Origin of the sequence: Marinobacter sp. KM021, assembly GCF_050707965.1 — a bacterium.
GTDB lineage: Bacteria > Pseudomonadota > Gammaproteobacteria > Pseudomonadales > Oleiphilaceae > Marinobacter > Marinobacter shengliensis.
Map to the genome: position 1 here is coordinate 1,072,244 of NZ_CP136129.1, position 17,466 is coordinate 1,089,709.

Here is a 17,466-nt window from a genome sequence, read left to right on the forward strand (position 1 = left end):
ATTTTATAAAACCTTTATAAAGTGCTGAATTATGTCGGGAAATACATTTGGTAAACTGTTCACCGTAACCACATTCGGTGAGAGCCATGGGGCTGCTCTGGGGTGCATTATCGATGGCTGCCCTCCGGGCCTTGAACTATCAGAAGCCGATATGCAGAAGGATCTGGACCGCCGCAAGCCTGGGACTTCCCGCCACACCACGCAGCGGCGTGAGGCGGATGAAGTGCGCATTCTCTCTGGTGTGTTCGAGGGTAAAACCACCGGGACGCCGATTGGCCTGATCATCGAGAACACCGACCAGCGCTCCAAGGATTACTCCAGGATTTCCGAACAGTTTCGTCCGGCGCACGCCGACTACACCTACACGCATAAGTATGGTGTACGGGATTATCGGGGTGGTGGCCGGTCATCGGCCCGCGAAACGGCCATGCGCGTTGCTGCCGGCGCGGTCGCCCGCAAGTTTCTTGAACAGCGTCTGGGCATTCGCATTCGTGGCTATCTGTCTCAGCTTGGGCCGATCAAAGCGGAAAAGCACGATTGGGATCAGGTGCATCAGAACCCGTTCTTCTGTCCGGACGCCGATAAGGTGCCGGAAATGGAAGCCTATATGGATGCCCTGCGCAAAGAAGGGGATTCCATTGGCGCCCGCATCAACGTGGTCGCTGACGGTGTGCCGCCGGGACTGGGTGAGCCGATCTTTGATCGGTTGGACGCAGACTTGGCCCACGCACTGATGAGCATCAACGCGGTAAAGGGTGTGGAAATCGGCGCCGGGTTTGGCTGCATTGATCAGAAAGGCACTGAACACCGGGATGAAATGACGCCGGAAGGTTTCTTGTCCAATCATGCGGGCGGCGTGCTCGGCGGGATTTCCTCCGGCCAGCCGATTGTTGCCAGTATTGCGCTGAAGCCCACATCCAGCCTGCGTTTGCCGGGCCGGAGCATTGACGTGCATGGTAATCCGGTTGAGGTGATTACCACCGGTCGCCACGATCCCTGTGTTGGCATTCGCGCCACGCCTATCGCCGAGGCCATGATGGCCATCGTGCTGATGGACCATTATCTGCGCCACCGGGGGCAGAATGGCGATGTGGAAGTGAGCACCCCGGTCATCGGCCAGCTTTGATCAGAGGGAGGCGACACCATCTACTGGCGGCTGTCTAACCTCTACTTCTGGTTCTTCGCCCTCCTTGGAGGGCTTTTGCCTTATTGGTCCCTCTACCTGGAGGGGCAGGGGTTTTCGTACCTGCAAATCGCCACTTTGATGGCGACCATTCAGCTCACCAAAATTGTCGCGCCAAGTGTCTGGGGCTGGCTGGGGGATCGTTCCGGCCAGCGGGTGCGATTGGTCCGTTTTGGCGCCATTACCGGGTCGCTGTTCTTTGCCGGCGTGTTCATGGAACCCGGGTTCTATGGCCTGCTTCTGGTGATGCTGGCTTTTACCTTCTTCTGGAACGCGATCCTGCCGCTGTATGAGGTGATTACCCTGCGGGCACTTGGCACGAGGAAAGACAAGTACGGCAAGGTTCGGCTCTGGGGCTCGGTGGGTTTTATCGGTGCCGTGGCTGTCGTGGGAGCCATTCTGGAGTGGGTTCCGGTCAGTTATCTGCCCTGGCTGCTGTTGCCCGTCTTTGCAGGCATCGCGGTATCGGCGTTTCTGGTGCCTGCGGAGCGGGGCGAACGTAAACCGCCGGCTCCGAAAGGCAGCCTGAAAGCCATCATCACCCATCCGGCTGTTATTGCTTTCTTCCTGATGAACTTCCTGCTGCAGGTATCTCACGGTGCCTACTACACCTTCTTCAGTATTCATCTGGAACAACATGGATACGGCAAGCTGTCGATTGGCTTGCTCTGGTCACTGGGTGTGCTGGCGGAAATAGGACTGTTTCTGGTGATGCACCGGTTGTCGCATCGGTTCAGTGTGCGCCAGATTGTTATCGGGGCTCTGTTCCTGACCATGATTCGCTGGATACTCATTGCCGAACTGACCATGGTCGTGCCCATACTTATCTTCGCCCAGCTGCTTCACGCAGCGTCCTACGGTGCGTTGCATGCGATTTCTGTGCAATACATCCAGGGGTTCTTTGGCAAGCACCACCATGGCCAGGGGCAGGCCTTGTACAGCGGTCTGACCTTTGGTGCCGGCGGCGCCCTCGGCGCCTGGATGTCCGGTTTTCTGGTGGAGGGCATCAGCACCTCCGCCGCGTTCTGGGGTGGCGCTGCCGCCATGGCTGTGGCCATCCTGGTCACCTGGCGCGGCTTGCAACCCATGCCGAAGGTTGATGAGGAGACCGGGCGCTAATCAGCTCCTGATTTCTTCCGCTTCCACAATCTCAAGCAGCGCCTGAGCACCATTGCTCAATTGCCGGCCACTCAGCGCAACGGCGCCAAGTACCCGGGAAACCGGGTGTCCAACGTCAAGCACCCGCAGGCTGTTGTCCAGCATGCTCACCGGCAGCACACTCCAGCCCAGGCCAACGCTGGTCATCATTTTGATGGTTTCCAGGTAGTTGGTGGGCATCAGGGGTTTCAGTGGCTGGTTCGCTTCCAGAAACAATCGGCTGACCACCCGGTAGGTCGCAGTGCTGGTGTCCGGCAACAGGGCCGGGTGTTGGGCCAGGTCTTCAAGCCGTGGGTGTTGCAGTTGTGCCAGCGGATGCTCCGCGCCAATGACAAAGGCCATCGGGTCTAGCCATTGCACCAGAATGCGGAACTCCGGGTTCATACTATCGCTGAGGGTGACGAACGCGATCTCGGCATTACGCTTGTTCATCTGGTGGTAGGCGGCGTCGGATTCCATAAACTGGAGATCCAGTGTTACCTGTGGGTATTCGCGGCGGTAGCGTCTTAACCAGTTTGGCAGGTGGTGCAGGCCGATGTGGTGGCTGGCGATAAGCTGAAGTTCGCCTTCTATGGTGTCGGCGTTCGGGCTGAGGGCGAGGCGGGCGTTGTGTATTTCGTCGAGGATCTTGCGGGCGTGGGGCAGGAGTCTGGCGCCGGCCTCGGTTACGCGGATTTCGCGGTTGCTTCGGTCGATGAGTTTGGTGCCAAGCTGGGTTTCGAGGGCGGCGAGGCGTTTGCTGATGGCCGGTTGTGTCAGGTGCAGCGTTTCGGCGGCTTCCGAGAAGGAGCCCTGGTCGACTATGGTCAGGAATGCTCTCAGGGAATTTGCGTCCATTTTTGGTGCCTGCTTCTGGTTGTTGAAGTCCGGTTGTTTTGGTGCAGGTCCCGGCTTCAGGGTAGCCTTTCCAAAAAACGCTACGAGCACATCCCTGTGCGCTTCGCTCCGGCCATCCATGGCCTACGAGATTTTTGGAAAGGCTACCCTGAAGCCGCGCCCCATACGTTGGCAGTCAGCATATCGATGTTGGTGCAAGCTGGACTACCCGCTGGATGTCTGGGGTACGACTGGGTGGGATAGGCTTTTCAAAACCGTTGAGGGCCATGGACGGCCCGAAACGAGCCTACAGGGACGTACTCGTGGGCGTGTTTTGAAAAGCCTATCCCACCCAGTTGTGCCTGCCACCGAACTCGGGGAATTCATTCCGCTGTGCACTAAACACCCGGAATATTAGGCTCATAACCTAAAGGAATGCAAAGAATGAAAAACATGAATTGAGGTTATTCGGGCGCAAAGAGTAAGATAGGCGAACTGAGAGCATAAACAGAAACCCCCAGAGAGTGAGAGAGCAACCATGGCGGGCAAGACTTTATACGACAAGTTGTGGGACGACCATTTGGTCAAACAGCGGGACGACGGCTCCGCGTTGATCTACATCGACCGGCAGTTGCTGCACGAAGTGACATCTCCCCAGGCATTTGAAGGCCTGCGTCTCGCCAATCGCAAGCCCTGGCGGATTGATGCCAACATCGCCACGCCGGATCATAACGTGCCTACTACCGATCGTGCCAAAGGCATCGACGGGATTGTTGATCCGGTGTCACGCACCCAGGTGGAGACTCTGGACAAGAACTGCGACGAGTTCGGGATTCTGGAATTCAAGATCAAAGACCAGCGCCAGGGCATCGTGCACGTGATCGGGCCGGAACAGGGGGCAACCTTGCCGGGTATGAGCATTGTCTGTGGTGACTCCCACACCTCTACCCACGGCGCCTTTGGTTGCCTGGCTCATGGTATTGGAACGTCTGAAGTTGAGCACGTGCTGGCGACGCAGTGCCTGGTTCAGAAGAAGATGAAGAACATGCTGGTTAAGGTGAACGGCAAGCTTGGCGCGGGTGTGACCGGCAAGGATGTGGTTCTGGCCATCATCGGCAAGATCGGCACCGCTGGCGGTACCGGTTACGCCATCGAGTTCGGTGGTGAGGCGATTCGTGGCCTGAGCATGGAAGGCCGGATGACCATCTGCAACATGGCCATCGAAGGCGGTGCCCGCGTGGGCATGGTGGCGGTGGACGACATCACCATTGACTACGTGAAAGGCCGTCCGTTCTCGCCAAAAGGCGAAACCTGGGACAAGGCGGTTGAGTACTGGCGCACCTTGCACAGCGATGACGATGCGGTATTCGACAAGGTGGTTGAGCTGGACGGTGCCGCCATCAAGCCGCAAGTAAGCTGGGGTACGTCTCCGGAGATGGTGACCGGTGTTGATGGCAATGTGCCGGACCCGGCGAAGGAAGAAGACCCGATCAAGCGTGAAGGCATTGTTCGCGCGCTTAAATACATGGGGCTGCAGCCGAACCAGAAGATTACCGACATCCAGCTGGACCGGGTGTTTATCGGTTCCTGCACCAACAGCCGCATTGAAGACTTGCGCGAAGCTGCGGCCGTGGTGAAAGGCCGCAAGGTGGCCGCCAGTCTGAAACAGGCGATGGTGGTGCCGGGTTCTGGTCTGGTGAAAGCCCAGGCAGAGCAGGAAGGTCTGGATAAGATCTTCATCGAGGCGGGCCTGGAATGGCGTGATCCCGGTTGTTCCATGTGTCTGGCCATGAACGCCGACAAGCTGGGGCAGGGCGAGCATTGTGCGTCCACCTCCAATCGGAACTTTGAGGGCCGTCAGGGCTTTGGTGGGCGTACCCACCTGGTGAGCCCGGCGATGGCGGCGGCAGCAGCCGTGTCTGGCCATTTTGTTGATGTTCGTGAGTTGTTGAACTGATCCACAGGAGAGAGACCATGCGCGCATTTACGCAACACCAGGGTATTGTTGCCCCCATGGACCGGTCCAATGTGGATACGGACATGATCATTCCCAAGCAGTTTCTGAAGTCGATCAAGCGTACGGGTTTTGGCCCGAACCTGTTTGATGAGCTGCGGTATCTGGATGAAGGCAAGCCGGATCAGGACTGTTCCAATCGCCCCGTGAACCCGGATTTCGTTCTGAACCAGGAACGATACAAGAGCGCCAGTGTGCTGTTGGCTCGCAGGAACTTCGGTTGCGGTTCCAGTCGGGAGCATGCCCCGTGGGCGCTGGATGATTTCGGCTTCCGGGTGATTATTGCCCCGAGCTTTGCCGATATTTTCTACAATAACTGCTTTAAGAATGGCCTGTTACCCATTGTTCTGGATGAAGAAATAGTTGATAAGCTGTTTCAGGAGACCGAGGCTAACGAAGGCTATGAATTAACGGTGGACCTGGAAGCTCAGACAGTAACGACCCCCTCTGGTGAGTCTTACAGTTTTGATGTCGATAATTTCCGTCGTCACTGTCTGCTCAATGGGCTCGATGATATCGGTGTGACCCTTGAAGACGCCGATGCCATTCGCGCCTACGAAGATGCTCGCCGCCAGACTGCCCCCTGGTTGTTTAACGCTGGAAACTGATAAACAAGGATTCTGATATGTCCCGTAATGTGTTGCTTCTGCCGGGTGACGGCATTGGTCCGGAAATCGTTGCTGAAGCGGAAAAGGTGCTGACCAAGGTTAATGAGCAGTTCAATCTTGGCCTGACCTTTGACAAGGCCCTGGTGGGTGGTGCGGCGATCGATGCCACGGACTCACCGTTGCCGGACGAAACCCTGGAAAAAGCGCGCAATGCCGACGCCATTCTGCTGGGTGCCGTCGGTGGCCCCCAGTGGGACAGTCTGCCGATGGCCAAGCGCCCGGAGAAGGGGCTGCTGGGTCTGCGTTCGAACCTGCAGCTGTTTGCCAACCTGCGCCCAGCCATTCTGTACCCGCAACTGGCGTCTGCGTCTTCCCTGAAGCCGGAAGTGGTTTCTGGCCTGGATATCCTGATCGTGCGCGAGCTGACCGGCGGTATCTATTTTGGACAGCCCCGCGGTGTGCGCGAGCTGGAGAATGGTGAGCGCCAGGGCTACAACACCTATCAGTACACTGAGTCTGAGATTCGCCGAATCGGCCGCGTCGCCTTTGAAGCGGCCCAGCAACGCGGCAAGAAGCTGTGCTCTGTCGACAAGGCAAACGTACTGGAAGTCACCGTGCTGTGGCGCGAGATCATGGAAGACCTGAAGCGTGAATACCCGGATGTCGAGTTGTCCCATATGTACGTGGACAACGCCGCCATGCAGCTGGTTCGGGCTCCCAAGCAATTCGATGTGATTGTGACTGGCAACATGTTTGGTGATATTCTTTCTGACGAAGCGGCTATGCTCACCGGCTCCATCGGCATGTTGCCGTCGGCGTCGCTGAACTCTGAAAAGCAGGGCATGTACGAGCCTTGCCACGGTTCGGCGCCGGATATTGCTGGGCAGGGCATTGCCAACCCGCTGGCCACGATCATCAGTGCAGCCATGATGCTGCGTTACAGCCTGAATGAGGAAAAAGCCGCAGAAGCGATTGAAGCGGCGGTCAGCAAGGTACTGGATCAGGGGCTGCGCACCGCAGACATCATGTCAGACGGTGGTAAGAAGGTTTCAACCCGGGAAATGGGTGAAGCTGTTCTCAATGCGCTTTGAGTCAGCCCTGATTCGCTAAACCGAGACCCGACAGTGGCGCGATGCTGCCACTGCGGGATCATCCATCCTGTCCCTGCCAGCGATAACGGTAGCGGGCGGGCATAATGTGAGGTTCAAAGGTCGCACATGAAGCGAGTTGGACTTGTAGGTTGGCGTGGCATGGTAGGCTCAGTCCTCATGCAGCGCATGCGTGAAGAAAACGATTTTGCCGACATTGATCCGGTGTTTTTTACCACTTCCCAGGCGGGCAAGCCGGCCCCGGACGTAGGCAAAGAAGGCGTTCCGGCACTCCAGGATGCCTTTGATATCGACATCCTGAAAGACATGGACGTAATCCTGACCTGTCAGGGCGGTGATTACACCTCAGCGGTGTACCAGAAGCTGCGCGATGCAGGTTGGAATGGCTACTGGATTGACGCGGCATCGTCCCTGCGGATGGTGGATCACTCCGTCATTGTGCTGGATCCGGTTAATCGCAACGTGATCGATGCCGCCCTGGATAAGGGCGTAAAAGATTATATTGGCGGTAACTGCACCGTGAGCCTGATGATGCTGGCCCTGGGTGGTCTGCTGGAGCAGGATCTTATTGAGTGGGTCTCTCCGATGACCTATCAGGCGGCTTCCGGTTCCGGTGCCCAGAACATGCGGGAACTGCTGAGCCAGATGGGTGCGTTGAACGACAGCGTCAAGTCAGAGCTTGCTGACCCCTCGTCGGCGATCCTGGAAATCGACCGCAAGGTAACCGATACCATGCGTTCCGGTGATTTTCCCACCGAGCACTTCGGTGTGCCCCTGGCGGGCAGCCTGATTCCGTTTATCGACAAGCAGCTCGATAACGGCATGAGCAAGGAAGAGTGGAAGGCGGGCGTTGAGACCAACAAGATTCTTGGCCGCAGCGACAATCCGATTCCTATCGACGGCATTTGTGTTCGTATTGGCGCTATGCGCTCTCACAGCCAGGCGCTGACTATCAAGCTCAAGAAAGACCTGTCGGTTGCGGAAATCGAGGGTATTCTTGCCAAGGCCAACGACTGGGTGAAAGTCATCCCGAATGATCGTGATGCCACCATGCAGGAACTCACGCCGGCGAAAGTGACCGGCACCCTGAGTATCCCCATCGGGCGGATTCGCAAATTGTCCATGGGGCCGGAATACATTTCTGCGTTTACCGTGGGTGACCAGTTGCTGTGGGGGGCCGCTGAGCCTCTGCGCCGCATGTTGCGGATTCTGCAGGAACGTTAAATAGTGTTACACAGTGGTAATTAATGCCAACTGTGTCCGGTTTTTCGTATGCCGGAGTGGGGCGGAGGCTGATTTCAGCGTCCGCCCCTGTTATTTTCAGGGCTGTTAAGGAGTTCCGCCCGATTGGTAAAAAAACGGTGCAAGGATTGCGGCTGATTGATTGATAAAAGAGGCTTTATCAACAATACTTGCCAAACTGAACGGTATAATTGCGATATAACAACGAGAACTAAAAAGACGGAAGTCATCCAACCTCGTCCGATTCTGTTGAGATACAGCAGTAAAGAATAACGGAGACTGGAAAGGAAAAAGCATGAAGGTACGCAAGCTTGCGGTTGCCATGGCGCTGGCGGGAGGGCTCGGTTCCGGTGTCGCTCAGGCGTTGGGGCTGGGGGAAATTGAACTGCAGTCCTGGCTGAATGAGCCCCTGGATGCGGAAATATCACTCCGTGAAAGTCGTGGGGTGGATCCCGGTGATGTATTTGTAAATGTTGCACCGGAAGCCGCTTATCAGCGGATTGGCATTGATCGCCACCAGTTTCTGAGCAGGCTGAGGTTTGAGGTGGTTACCGCTTCTGACGGCAGTCTCGTTGTTAACGTCTCTTCCCGGGAGCCGCTCCGGGAACCTTACCTGAATTTTCTGTTGGAGCTGACCTGGCCTAATGGCCGACTGATGCGGGAATATTCGGTGCTGGTAGATCCACCAGTGTATGCCGAAGATTCCGGTGTTCAGGAGCAGGTGAGTGCGCCTTCGGCAGCGCCAGCAAGTCCAAGGCAGGCAGCGCCCCGTAGCCAGGAGTCTGTGCGTCGCCAGGCCCAGGCCGAGAGTTCACTTGCCCGGGGTTATCAGGCTGACACGTTCGGCCCGACCGGTCCATCAGACACACTCTGGACCATCGCCCAGCGTGTCCGCCCGGACAGCTCTGTGTCCATGCAGCAGGTTATGCTGGCCCTTCAGGATCAGAACCCCAATGCCTTTATGGGCGGCAATATCAATCGGTTGAAGCGTGGTGAAGTCCTGCGAGTTCCGACTATGGAACAGATCCGCAGCCGGAGCCAGGCAGAAGCCAACCGCGTTGTTGCACAGCAAAACGAGGCGTTCCAGTCCCGTACCGTCGATGCCACTCGTACTGCTGAGGCAGAATCCGCTCCAGCGCCTACCCAAGCGGGTGCAGCCGGTGACGAATTGCGCCTGCTGGTAGCCGATGGTGAATCTCGCGATGTTACCGAGGGTGGCTCTGCTGGCGGTGACGGCGATTTGCCGGGCGGCAGCGACGTAGGCTCAGCGGTAGCAATGGAAGAACTGGAAGCCACGCGCCGCGAAAACGAAGAATTGAACAGCCGCCTGGCGGATCTTCAGGATCAGGTGTCCACCCTGCAGCGTCTGTTGGAGCTCAAGAACAGCCAACTTGCAGATTTGCAGGGTATGACGGCTGAAGAGGCAGCAGCGGCAGATCAGCTTCCGGACGACGAGGCCGAAGAACTGGCGGCAGTTGACGGCGCTGACGAGGTCGCCGAGGACGATTCGGAAGCGCTCGAAGAGATGCCCGCAGCTGAGGGTGGCGAGCAGGCCGCAATGGATGAGCTGACAGACGACACTGGCGTTGATGGCGCCGGTGAGGAAGTCGCGACTACCGAATCCGCACAACCCGTCGATGAAGCGGCAGAGCAGGAAGCGGATGAGACAGACGTGGCCGCCGCTCCGGCAGCGGAGCAGCCCCGCGAACAGCCTCGCCAGCCAGCGCCTGTTGCCCCTCCCGCCGCGGAGAAGGGTTTCCCCGGTAATGTGATTGACGCCATTTCGAACAATCCGATGTACCAGATTGCCCTTGGCGGTGGCCTGGTTCTGCTCTTGCTGTTGCTTCTGCTGGTTGCACGCCGGAACGCCAATCGTGAAAAGGCATTCTACGATCAACTCAACAGCGAGGACGGTAGCGAAAGCGATTCGTTTGATCTGAGCCTGGAAGACGAAGCTGGCGATCAGCAGGAAGGCGCTGACGCCCTGGCCGAAGCCGACACCTACATTGCCTATGGTCGTCATGATCAGGCAGCACAGGTACTTGAAACCGCCATATCCAGGGAGCCGAGCCGCACTGACCTCCGGTTGAAGCTGCTTGGGGTATACGCGGACAGTCAGGATCGTGATTCGTTCGAGAAACAGTACGGTGAAATCGAGGCCCTGGAAGACGAAGCGGCTATTGAGCAGGCAACGGTTCTTCGTGAGCGCCTTGAAGAAGCCGAGTCTATGCCAAGCATCGACGACCTTGAGTCCCAGCTGCGGTCTGATTCCTTCAGCACTTCGATGGCGACAGAGGGGGAGCCTGGTCAGGCGTCCGAGACAGATCAGGAAGACGAATTACCGTCTGATGATGAGTGGCAACTGTCCGATGACTTGAAAGCAGACGAGTTTGAGGCCAGTCCCGAGCCTGAGCAGGAGAACGAGTTCGGAGAGCTGGAATCGGACGTCGAGAAGGAGGGTGATTCTCCCGACGATCTGATTGAATACGACCTTTCCGGTCTTGAGGTATCTGAAAAAGACGAATCCGCCGTCGACACTTCCGAAGAGCAGGATTTCTCTTCTCTCGAAATGGATCTTGAAGACTCGGGCGAGGCCAAAGCCGACGAAGAGGATCTGAGTTTCGATTTCGAGTCCGCACTTGAAGACGAAGCCACCGAAGAGCCGGCGGTTGAGACAGCGGAAGAGGATACTCTGGATTTCGGACTGGAAGAGGAGTCTGATAAAGCAGAACAGGTTGGAGATGCGGAAACCGTTGAGGATGAATTGTCGGGCGACGTGGATGCCCTGGATGAGTCCTTCCTGGACGAGCTTGATGCCGAACTGGACAAGGTTGCTGAGGAAGAAGGAGAGCCGGAAGGGCTGGACCTTGACGAGTCTACGCTGGACGACCTGGAACTTGATGTGTCTGACGAGGATCTCGCCCTGATGGAAGAGTTCTCTGAGTCTGACGAGCAGCCCGCAGGTCCGGAACAGGAAGCCGCATCCCTGGATGAAGAGCTTGGTCTGGAAGACGCCTTCAGCAGCGAAGAACCGGCTGACTCAGAGCCGCCAAGTGAACAGACTCAGGAGGGTGAGCCCGGGGCTACTGAGCAGGAGGCTGATGCCATGGATGACGATCTGGTTCCGCTGGCGTCCGAATCGCTGGACGGAAAGCCGGAGCAAAGTTCCGCGCTTGATATCGATGAGGAGTCATTGGGCGAGGACGATGATTTCGATTTCCTTGCCGGGACTGACGAAGCAGCCACCAAACTCGATCTGGCCCGGGCCTACATCGAGATGGGGGACAGCGACGGAGCCCGTGATATCCTTGAAGAGGTCGCTCTGGAAGGAAACGACGAGCAGAAGGCGGAAGCTCAGGAGCTCCTTAAAAATCTTTCCTGATCCGTTATAATCTCGTTATATCGGCAACAGCGCCGGCCATAAGGCCGGCGCTTTGTTTTTCAGTGAACTCTTTTCGACGGACCAATCCTTGTTTCTCAATTCTCAGCCTTTGACCACAGATAATGCGATCGGAAACGGTCGGGTAGCCATTGCATTTGAATACGATGGTCGCGGGTTTCATGGCTGGCAACTCCAGAAAAGCGGTGTCCGGTCAGTGGAGGGCGAGCTGGCCAGGGCCGTGTCCAGAGTTGCTGATCACCCGGTTGACCTGGTGTGCGCGGGGCGTACGGATGCCCGCGTTCATGCCAGCTTTCAGGTGGCTCATTTTGATACTCCCTCGGTGAGGAATCTCCGCTCCTGGGTCATGGGCATGAATACCGCCTTGCCGGATGATATTTCGGTGCACTGGGCGGGCAATGGTGTGGCAGATTTTCATGCACGGTTCTCGGCGGTTTATCGGCGCTACCGGTATGTTATTCTGAATCGTCCGGTAAGGCCCGGGATTCAGCGGGGGCAGGTGAGCTGGACTTTTCGGCCGCTTGACGTTGCCAGTATGCACAGGGCGGCTCAGGTGCTTGTCGGTGAACACGATTTCAGTTCGTTCCGGGCAGCCGGTTGTCAGTCCAGAACGCCGGTTCGCTATCTGGAGCGGATTTCGGTAACCCGCAAGGGCGACTATGTCGTAATAGATGTTCAGGCCAACGCTTTTCTGCACCATATGGTGCGCAACATTGCTGGCGCCTTGATGGCCGTGGGGGTAGGCAAACAGCCTGAGCCATGGATTGGTGAGGTGTTGGCCAGCAAAGATCGCAAGTTGGCGGGTGTGACCGCACCACCGGACGGACTCTATCTTGTGGATGTTGGTTACCCGGATCAGTACGGAATACCGAGGGCTCTGTGCGGCCCCGGTTTCGTAAGTCCCTGGTTCACCGACGGTGAGAACGGACCCATTGAGCCAACGCACATTCACCCCAAACAACCGGTGTCAGAAACATGACCACCCGTGTGAAAGTTTGCGGCTTGACCCGGCCGGAAGATATTGGCGTCGCGGTAAGGTGCGGCACAGACGCCATCGGTCTGGTTTTCTATGAGCCGAGCCCACGCTCGGTTACGGTTGAGCACGCCAGGGCGCTGGCGGATCGAATACCTGCCTTCGTCACGCTGACCGGATTGTTTGTGAATCCGGATGCCCGGTTTGTCGAGAGAGTGCTGGATCAGGTTCCGCTTGATCTGTTGCAGTTCCACGGCGATGAATCCCCGGACTTCTGTGGCAGCTTCGGACGCCGCTGGATCAAAGCGGTCAGGGTTCGCGAAGAGGGTCAGATAGAGAACGCCTTTGATGACTATCGCAAGGCCTCCGGCCTTCTGGTCGATGCCTGGGATCCGAATCGTTATGGGGGAACCGGGCAGTCCTTCAACTGGGCATTGATTCCTGAACACCGGCCGTTACCCCTGATATTGGCCGGTGGGTTGTCTTCTGCTAACGTAGCCCGCGCCATTGAAGAAGTCAGGCCCTGGGCTGTCGACGTAAGCGGAGGGGTGGAGCAGAGCAAGGGCAAGAAAGACGCCACCAAACTATCCGATTTTATGAAAGAGGTTCACCGTGTCTGTAAAACTGACTGAAGAGATGTTGAAGGCGCTTCCGGATGCGAAAGGTCACTTCGGTGCCTTCGGTGGCCGGTTTGTTTCCGAAACCCTGATGGACTCGTTGATGACGCTGGAGAAAGAGTATCTCCGGCTGAAAGATGATGCCGAATTCCAGGCCACTTTCGATAAAGACCTGGCGGACTATGTGGGGCGTCCCAGCCCATTGTATTTTGCCGAGCGACTGACGCGGGAAACCGGTGGTGCCCAGATCTGGCTGAAGCGTGAAGACCTCAACCATACCGGTGCTCACAAGGTGAACAACACCATTGGCCAGGCCCTTCTGGCCAGTTTCCTGGGCAAGAAACGAATTATTGCTGAAACCGGGGCCGGACAGCATGGTGTGGCAACCGCAACGGTGTGCGCGCGGCTTGGGCTTGAGTGCCATGTGTTCATGGGGGCGGAAGACGTCAAACGCCAGTCCCTCAACGTCTACCGGATGAAGCTACTCGGGGCCACCGTGCATGCGGTCCAGAGCGGCACCAAAACCCTGAAAGATGCCATGAACGACGCCATGCGTGACTGGGTGGCCAATGTTGATGAAACCTTCTATATCATCGGTACCGTGGCTGGCCCGCACCCCTATCCGCTGCTGGTTCGCGATTTCCAGTCGGTGATTGGTCGGGAAACCCGTCGCCAGGCCCTTGAGCAGGCCGGTAAACTGCCGGATGCGCTGGTAGCCTGTGTTGGTGGCGGCTCCAATGCCATCGGCATGTTCTATCCGTTCCTGTCTGATGAGAATGTTGAGCTTTACGGTGTTGAAGCAGGCGGCCTGGGTATCGAAACCGGTCAGCATGCCGCACCTTTGTGTGCCGGGCGCCCGGGAGTTCTTCACGGAAACCGAACGTACCTGATGGAAGACGAAAACGGCCAGATCGCAGCAACCCATTCGGTCAGCGCTGGCCTGGATTATCCGGGAGTAGGCCCAGAGCACTCCTGGTTGAAAGACATCGGTCGCGCCAATTATGTCTCGGTCACCGATGACGAAGCGCTGGATGGTTTCCGCAAGCTGACCCGTGTTGAAGGTATTATGCCGGCGCTGGAAACCGCCCATGCGGTTGCCTACGCGCTTAAGCTGGCAGCAACCATGGACAAGGACAAGATGATCGTGATCAATGTCTCCGGCCGTGGCGACAAGGATATTCACACCATTGCCCAGTTGGATGGCATTGAGATCTGAAGGTATCAGGAGCAGGCATGAGCCGAATTGAAGGCGTACTGAAATCATTGAAAGAACAGGGTCGTAAGGCGCTGATCCCTTATATCACCGCCGGTGACCCAGAGCCGGGGCAGACGGTCAGCCTGATGCACACCCTGGTGGATGCTGGCTCGGACATCATTGAGTTGGGCGTGCCGTTCTCCGATCCCATGGCGGACGGGCCTGTTATCCAGCTTGCCTGTGAGCGAGCCCTGGTGCACGGCACGTCCCTGCGCCAGGTCATCGGAATGGTCAAGGAATTCCGGAAGACCAACACCACCACACCGGTGGTACTGATGGGGTACCTGAACCCGATGGAAGCCATGGGTTACGAGGCGTTTGCGGATGCTGCGGCCAATGCCGGTGTAGACGGTATCCTCACCGTTGACCTGCCGCCGGAAGAGGCCGAAGACGTCGCTCCATTGTTTTCTGCCCGTAACATGGACCCAATCTTCCTGCTGGCGCCCACCACCACGGATGAGCGCATCAAGGCAATCAGCGAACACTCATCCGGTTATGTGTACTATGTTTCAATCAAGGGCGTGACTGGGTCGGCAACCATCAATGTTGATGAAGTGGCGAAAAAAGTGGCCCATGTGCACGAACTGACGGCGCTGCCGGTCGGTGTCGGGTTCGGAATCCGGGATGCGGAGACAGCGGCTGCCGTTGGCAAAGTATCCGATGGTGTAATTGTCGGAAGCGTGCTGGTCGATACAATAGCCCGACACCAGACAGATCCGGAAGCCCTGGCCAAGGCGCTGACGGATCTGTTGCACCCGATGCGTGAAGCCCTGGATAGTCTGGCATCCTGAGGGGCCGGCTTCCAGGCATCAAAGGACAGGATGAAAGCATGAGTAACTGGCTGGATAAGATCATGCCGAGCAAGATTCGCTCGGAATCGCGGCAACGTACCGGGGTGCCGGAAGGGCTGTGGAAGAAGTGCCCCAAGTGCGGGGCGTTTTTATACAAGCCTGAACTCGAGAAAAACCTGGACGTCTGCCCGAAGTGTAACCACCACCTGCGTGTCTCTGCCCGGCGTCGGCTGGACATCTTCCTCGACAAGGACGGCCGCGAAGAAATAGCCGCAGAACTGGAGCCTTCGGATCGGCTCAAGTTCAAGGACAGCAAGCGCTACAAGGACCGGCTTTCAGCAGCCCAGAAAGCAACCGGCGAAAAAGACGCCCTGGTCGCTATGAAGGGTTCAACGATGGGCGTTCCCCTGGTGGCTTGTGCTTTCGAGTTCAACTTCCTGGGCGGTTCCATGGGCCAGGTGGTTGGTGAGAAGTTCGTACAGGCGGCAAATGTTTCCCTTGAGCACCGTATTCCCCTGGTCTGCTTTTCTGCCAGCGGTGGCGCCCGTATGCAGGAGGCCATTCTGTCGTTGATGCAGATGGCAAAGACCGCTGCAGTGCTGGAGAAGCTCAAGCAGGAAGGCATTCCCTACATTTCGATCATGACTGATCCGGTGTTCGGCGGAGTGTCTGCCAGCCTCGCGATGCTGGGCGATCTCAATATAGCCGAGCCTTATGCGCTGATCGGTTTTGCTGGCCCACGGGTGATTGAGCAGACCGTCCGTGAGAAACTGCCGGAAGGTTTCCAGCGCAGTGAATTCCTGCTGGAACACGGTGCTATCGATATGATTCTGCACCGGCACCAGATGCGCGAGCGGGTAGCCCACGTTCTTGCCAAGTTCACCGGCCAGGAAAAGCCCGGCACAGAAGCTCCCATCGAGTTTGAGATCACGGAAAAACCCGACACAGATGAACCCTCCCAGCACTGACGCAAGGCCCGTACCGGTCCCTCCCGGGGCCGGTGCGTCTGTTGAAAAGTGGCTTCAGTATCTGGAAGCCATTCATCCCACCGAAATTGACCTTGGCCTGGATCGGGTTCTGGTGGTTTTGCGCCGCCTGTTTCCGCGAAAGCCAGCAGCGCGAATCATCACTGTAGCGGGCACCAACGGCAAAGGCACGACCGTGGCGGCCCTCGAGTCGCTTTTGCGGGCAGCCGGGCGAACCACCGGAGCTTATACCTCTCCCCATCTTCAGCGTTATAACGAGCGAGTACGGATTAACGGTCAGGATATCAGCGATGCAGCGTTGATATCCGCGTTCGAACAAGTGGAGGCGGCACGGGGTAAGGTTTCCCTGACCTACTTTGAGTTCGGAACCCTGGCAGCCTTCGTGGCACTCGCAGACGCGGGTGTTGAAGACTGGATTCTGGAGGTCGGCCTGGGTGGACGCCTGGATGCCGTTAATGTGCTGGATGCCGACTTCGCGGTGATCACCTCGATTGATATCGACCATATTGGATTTCTGGGCGATAACCGGGAAGTGATCGGCTTCGAAAAGGCCGGTATTCTGCGGCCCGGGATTACTGCGGTTTGTGCAGATCCGGAGCCTCCCGCCTCTGTGCTTCAGCAGGCCGCCGCGCAGAAGGTCAATCTTCAGGTGACCGGGCGTGATTACCAGCTCAGGCCGGTTGGCGATTCCGTTGAGCTGACGATCGAGGGGCTCAGTATAACCCTGCCGGCCGGCCCGTTACCTGTCGAAAGTGTTGCCGCAGCAGTGGTGTTGGCCCGGGTGCTGGCGCCAACCATGACTGTCAGCCTGTTAGCAGATACAGCCAAGTCTGTAACGGTGCCGGGACGTTTTGAGCGGTTGAGAACAAAGCCGGATGTGATTGTGGATGTTGGTCACAATCCCCATGCCGCACGCTGGTTGGCCCAGCGGCTTGAGTTGCAGCGGTCAGGGCAGGGCAAGGTGTTCGGTGTTTATGCGGCTCTGGCGGATAAAGACGTGGAGGGGGTAATGCGGGCCATGGCGCCAGTTGTTGGGCGCTGGTGGTTCGCCGGTCTTGATGTGCCGCGCGGGCTGGAGGTGCAGGCTCTGGTGGAGCGGGCGCGGGCTTGCGGGATTACCGGTTGCACGGCGTCAGAGTCTGTGGGTGATGCCATGTCTTCGGCATTGGCAGAGGCCGGGGAGAACGACACCATCGTGGTATTCGGTTCGTTCTACACCGTTGCGGAGGCCCGGGCCCGACTTGTCGGCGAAATCTCTTAAACTTTGTCCATGGCAGGCACCGGAGCTTTGTGTTAACGGCACTCGGCGGTTAG

At 57.5% G+C, this 17,466-nt stretch carries 14 protein-coding genes; 13 read left to right on the forward strand and 1 reads right to left on the reverse strand.

Features of this window, described 5'->3' with window-relative positions; genetic code table 11:
- Positions 1 to 31 precede the first annotated feature (31 nt).
- Positions 32 to 1,126: a chorismate synthase gene (gene aroC / locus RVM24_RS05015; RefSeq protein WP_230713928.1), complete on the forward strand. Its 1,095-nt coding sequence runs from the start codon at positions 32 to 34 to the stop codon at positions 1,124 to 1,126.
- Between the two features lie 30 nt (positions 1,127 to 1,156).
- Positions 1,157 to 2,302: an MFS transporter gene (locus tag RVM24_RS05020; RefSeq protein ID WP_431475393.1), complete on the forward strand. Its 1,146-nt coding sequence runs from the start codon at positions 1,157 to 1,159 to the stop codon at positions 2,300 to 2,302.
- Here the strand turns inward: RVM24_RS05020 and RVM24_RS05025 are convergent, their stop codons facing one another.
- On the reverse strand, positions 2,303 to 3,178 hold the full coding sequence (locus tag RVM24_RS05025) for a LysR family transcriptional regulator (RefSeq protein ID WP_431475038.1): 876 nt from the start codon (positions 3,176 to 3,178) through the stop codon (positions 2,303 to 2,305). It abuts the gene before it with no gap.
- Positions 3,179 to 3,695: 517 nt separating this feature from the next.
- Here RVM24_RS05025 and leuC point away from each other — a divergent pair.
- From leuC to folC, 11 genes are all read left to right on the forward strand, one after another.
- Complete coding sequence (gene leuC / locus RVM24_RS05030; RefSeq protein ID WP_431475039.1) at positions 3,696 to 5,114, forward strand: 3-isopropylmalate dehydratase large subunit; 1,419 nt, start codon at positions 3,696 to 3,698, stop codon at positions 5,112 to 5,114.
- Between the two features lie 17 nt (positions 5,115 to 5,131).
- A complete protein-coding gene (leuD, locus tag RVM24_RS05035) occupies positions 5,132 to 5,779 on the forward strand; it encodes a 3-isopropylmalate dehydratase small subunit (RefSeq protein ID WP_138435589.1) in 648 nt (215 codons plus the stop codon).
- 17 nt (positions 5,780 to 5,796) lie between these two features.
- On the forward strand, positions 5,797 to 6,870 hold the full coding sequence (leuB, locus tag RVM24_RS05040; protein WP_431475040.1) for a 3-isopropylmalate dehydrogenase: 1,074 nt from the start codon (positions 5,797 to 5,799) through the stop codon (positions 6,868 to 6,870).
- 126 nt (positions 6,871 to 6,996) lie between these two features.
- Entirely contained in the window at positions 6,997 to 8,112 is a 1,116-nt protein-coding gene (gene asd / locus RVM24_RS05045; RefSeq protein WP_431475041.1) for an aspartate-semialdehyde dehydrogenase, read from the forward strand.
- Positions 8,113 to 8,425: 313 nt separating this feature from the next.
- Positions 8,426 to 11,512 (forward strand): FimV/HubP family polar landmark protein, encoded by a 3,087-nt coding sequence (locus RVM24_RS05050; protein ID WP_431475042.1) that lies wholly within the window; start codon positions 8,426 to 8,428, stop codon positions 11,510 to 11,512.
- A gap of 88 nt (positions 11,513 to 11,600) precedes the next feature.
- Positions 11,601 to 12,509, forward strand: coding sequence for a tRNA pseudouridine(38-40) synthase TruA (gene truA / locus RVM24_RS05055; protein WP_431475043.1), 909 nt, complete (start codon positions 11,601 to 11,603; stop codon positions 12,507 to 12,509).
- On the forward strand, positions 12,506 to 13,135 hold the full coding sequence (locus tag RVM24_RS05060; RefSeq protein WP_431475044.1) for a phosphoribosylanthranilate isomerase: 630 nt from the start codon (positions 12,506 to 12,508) through the stop codon (positions 13,133 to 13,135). The genes truA and RVM24_RS05060 overlap by 4 nt, the downstream gene beginning before the upstream one ends.
- On the forward strand, positions 13,128 to 14,336 hold the full coding sequence (trpB, locus tag RVM24_RS05065; protein WP_197463805.1) for a tryptophan synthase subunit beta: 1,209 nt from the start codon (positions 13,128 to 13,130) through the stop codon (positions 14,334 to 14,336). Before RVM24_RS05060 ends, trpB begins: the two co-directional genes overlap by 8 nt.
- Before the next feature lie 17 nt (positions 14,337 to 14,353).
- Complete coding sequence (trpA, locus tag RVM24_RS05070; protein ID WP_431475045.1) at positions 14,354 to 15,166, forward strand: tryptophan synthase subunit alpha; 813 nt, start codon at positions 14,354 to 14,356, stop codon at positions 15,164 to 15,166.
- Positions 15,167 to 15,204: 38 nt separating this feature from the next.
- Positions 15,205 to 16,134 (forward strand): acetyl-CoA carboxylase, carboxyltransferase subunit beta, encoded by a 930-nt coding sequence (gene accD, locus RVM24_RS05075; protein WP_072677374.1) that lies wholly within the window; start codon positions 15,205 to 15,207, stop codon positions 16,132 to 16,134.
- Complete coding sequence (gene folC / locus RVM24_RS05080; protein ID WP_431475046.1) at positions 16,115 to 17,413, forward strand: bifunctional tetrahydrofolate synthase/dihydrofolate synthase; 1,299 nt, start codon at positions 16,115 to 16,117, stop codon at positions 17,411 to 17,413. Before accD ends, folC begins: the two co-directional genes overlap by 20 nt.
- Positions 17,414 to 17,466: the final 53 nt, after the last annotated feature.

Bases quoted from the DNA above. Each gene is read 5' to 3' on its own strand.
- leuC (WP_431475039.1), top strand. From the start codon at position 3,696: ATGGCGGGCAAGACTTTATACGACAAGTTGTGGGACGACCATTTGGTC.
- accD (WP_072677374.1), top strand. From the start codon at position 15,205: ATGAGTAACTGGCTGGATAAGATCATGCCGAGCAAGATTCGCTCGGAA.
- trpA (WP_431475045.1), top strand. From the start codon at position 14,354: ATGAGCCGAATTGAAGGCGTACTGAAATCATTGAAAGAACAGGGTCGT.
- aroC (WP_230713928.1), top strand. From the start codon at position 32: ATGTCGGGAAATACATTTGGTAAACTGTTCACCGTAACCACATTCGGT.
- asd (WP_431475041.1), top strand. From the start codon at position 6,997: ATGAAGCGAGTTGGACTTGTAGGTTGGCGTGGCATGGTAGGCTCAGTC.
- folC (WP_431475046.1), top strand. From the start codon at position 16,115: ATGAACCCTCCCAGCACTGACGCAAGGCCCGTACCGGTCCCTCCCGGG.
- RVM24_RS05050 (WP_431475042.1), top strand. From the start codon at position 8,426: ATGAAGGTACGCAAGCTTGCGGTTGCCATGGCGCTGGCGGGAGGGCTC.
- RVM24_RS05025 (WP_431475038.1), bottom strand. From the start codon at position 3,178: ATGGACGCAAATTCCCTGAGAGCATTCCTGACCATAGTCGACCAGGGC.
- RVM24_RS05060 (WP_431475044.1), top strand. From the start codon at position 12,506: ATGACCACCCGTGTGAAAGTTTGCGGCTTGACCCGGCCGGAAGATATT.
- leuB (WP_431475040.1), top strand. From the start codon at position 5,797: ATGTCCCGTAATGTGTTGCTTCTGCCGGGTGACGGCATTGGTCCGGAA.
- leuD (WP_138435589.1), top strand. From the start codon at position 5,132: ATGCGCGCATTTACGCAACACCAGGGTATTGTTGCCCCCATGGACCGG.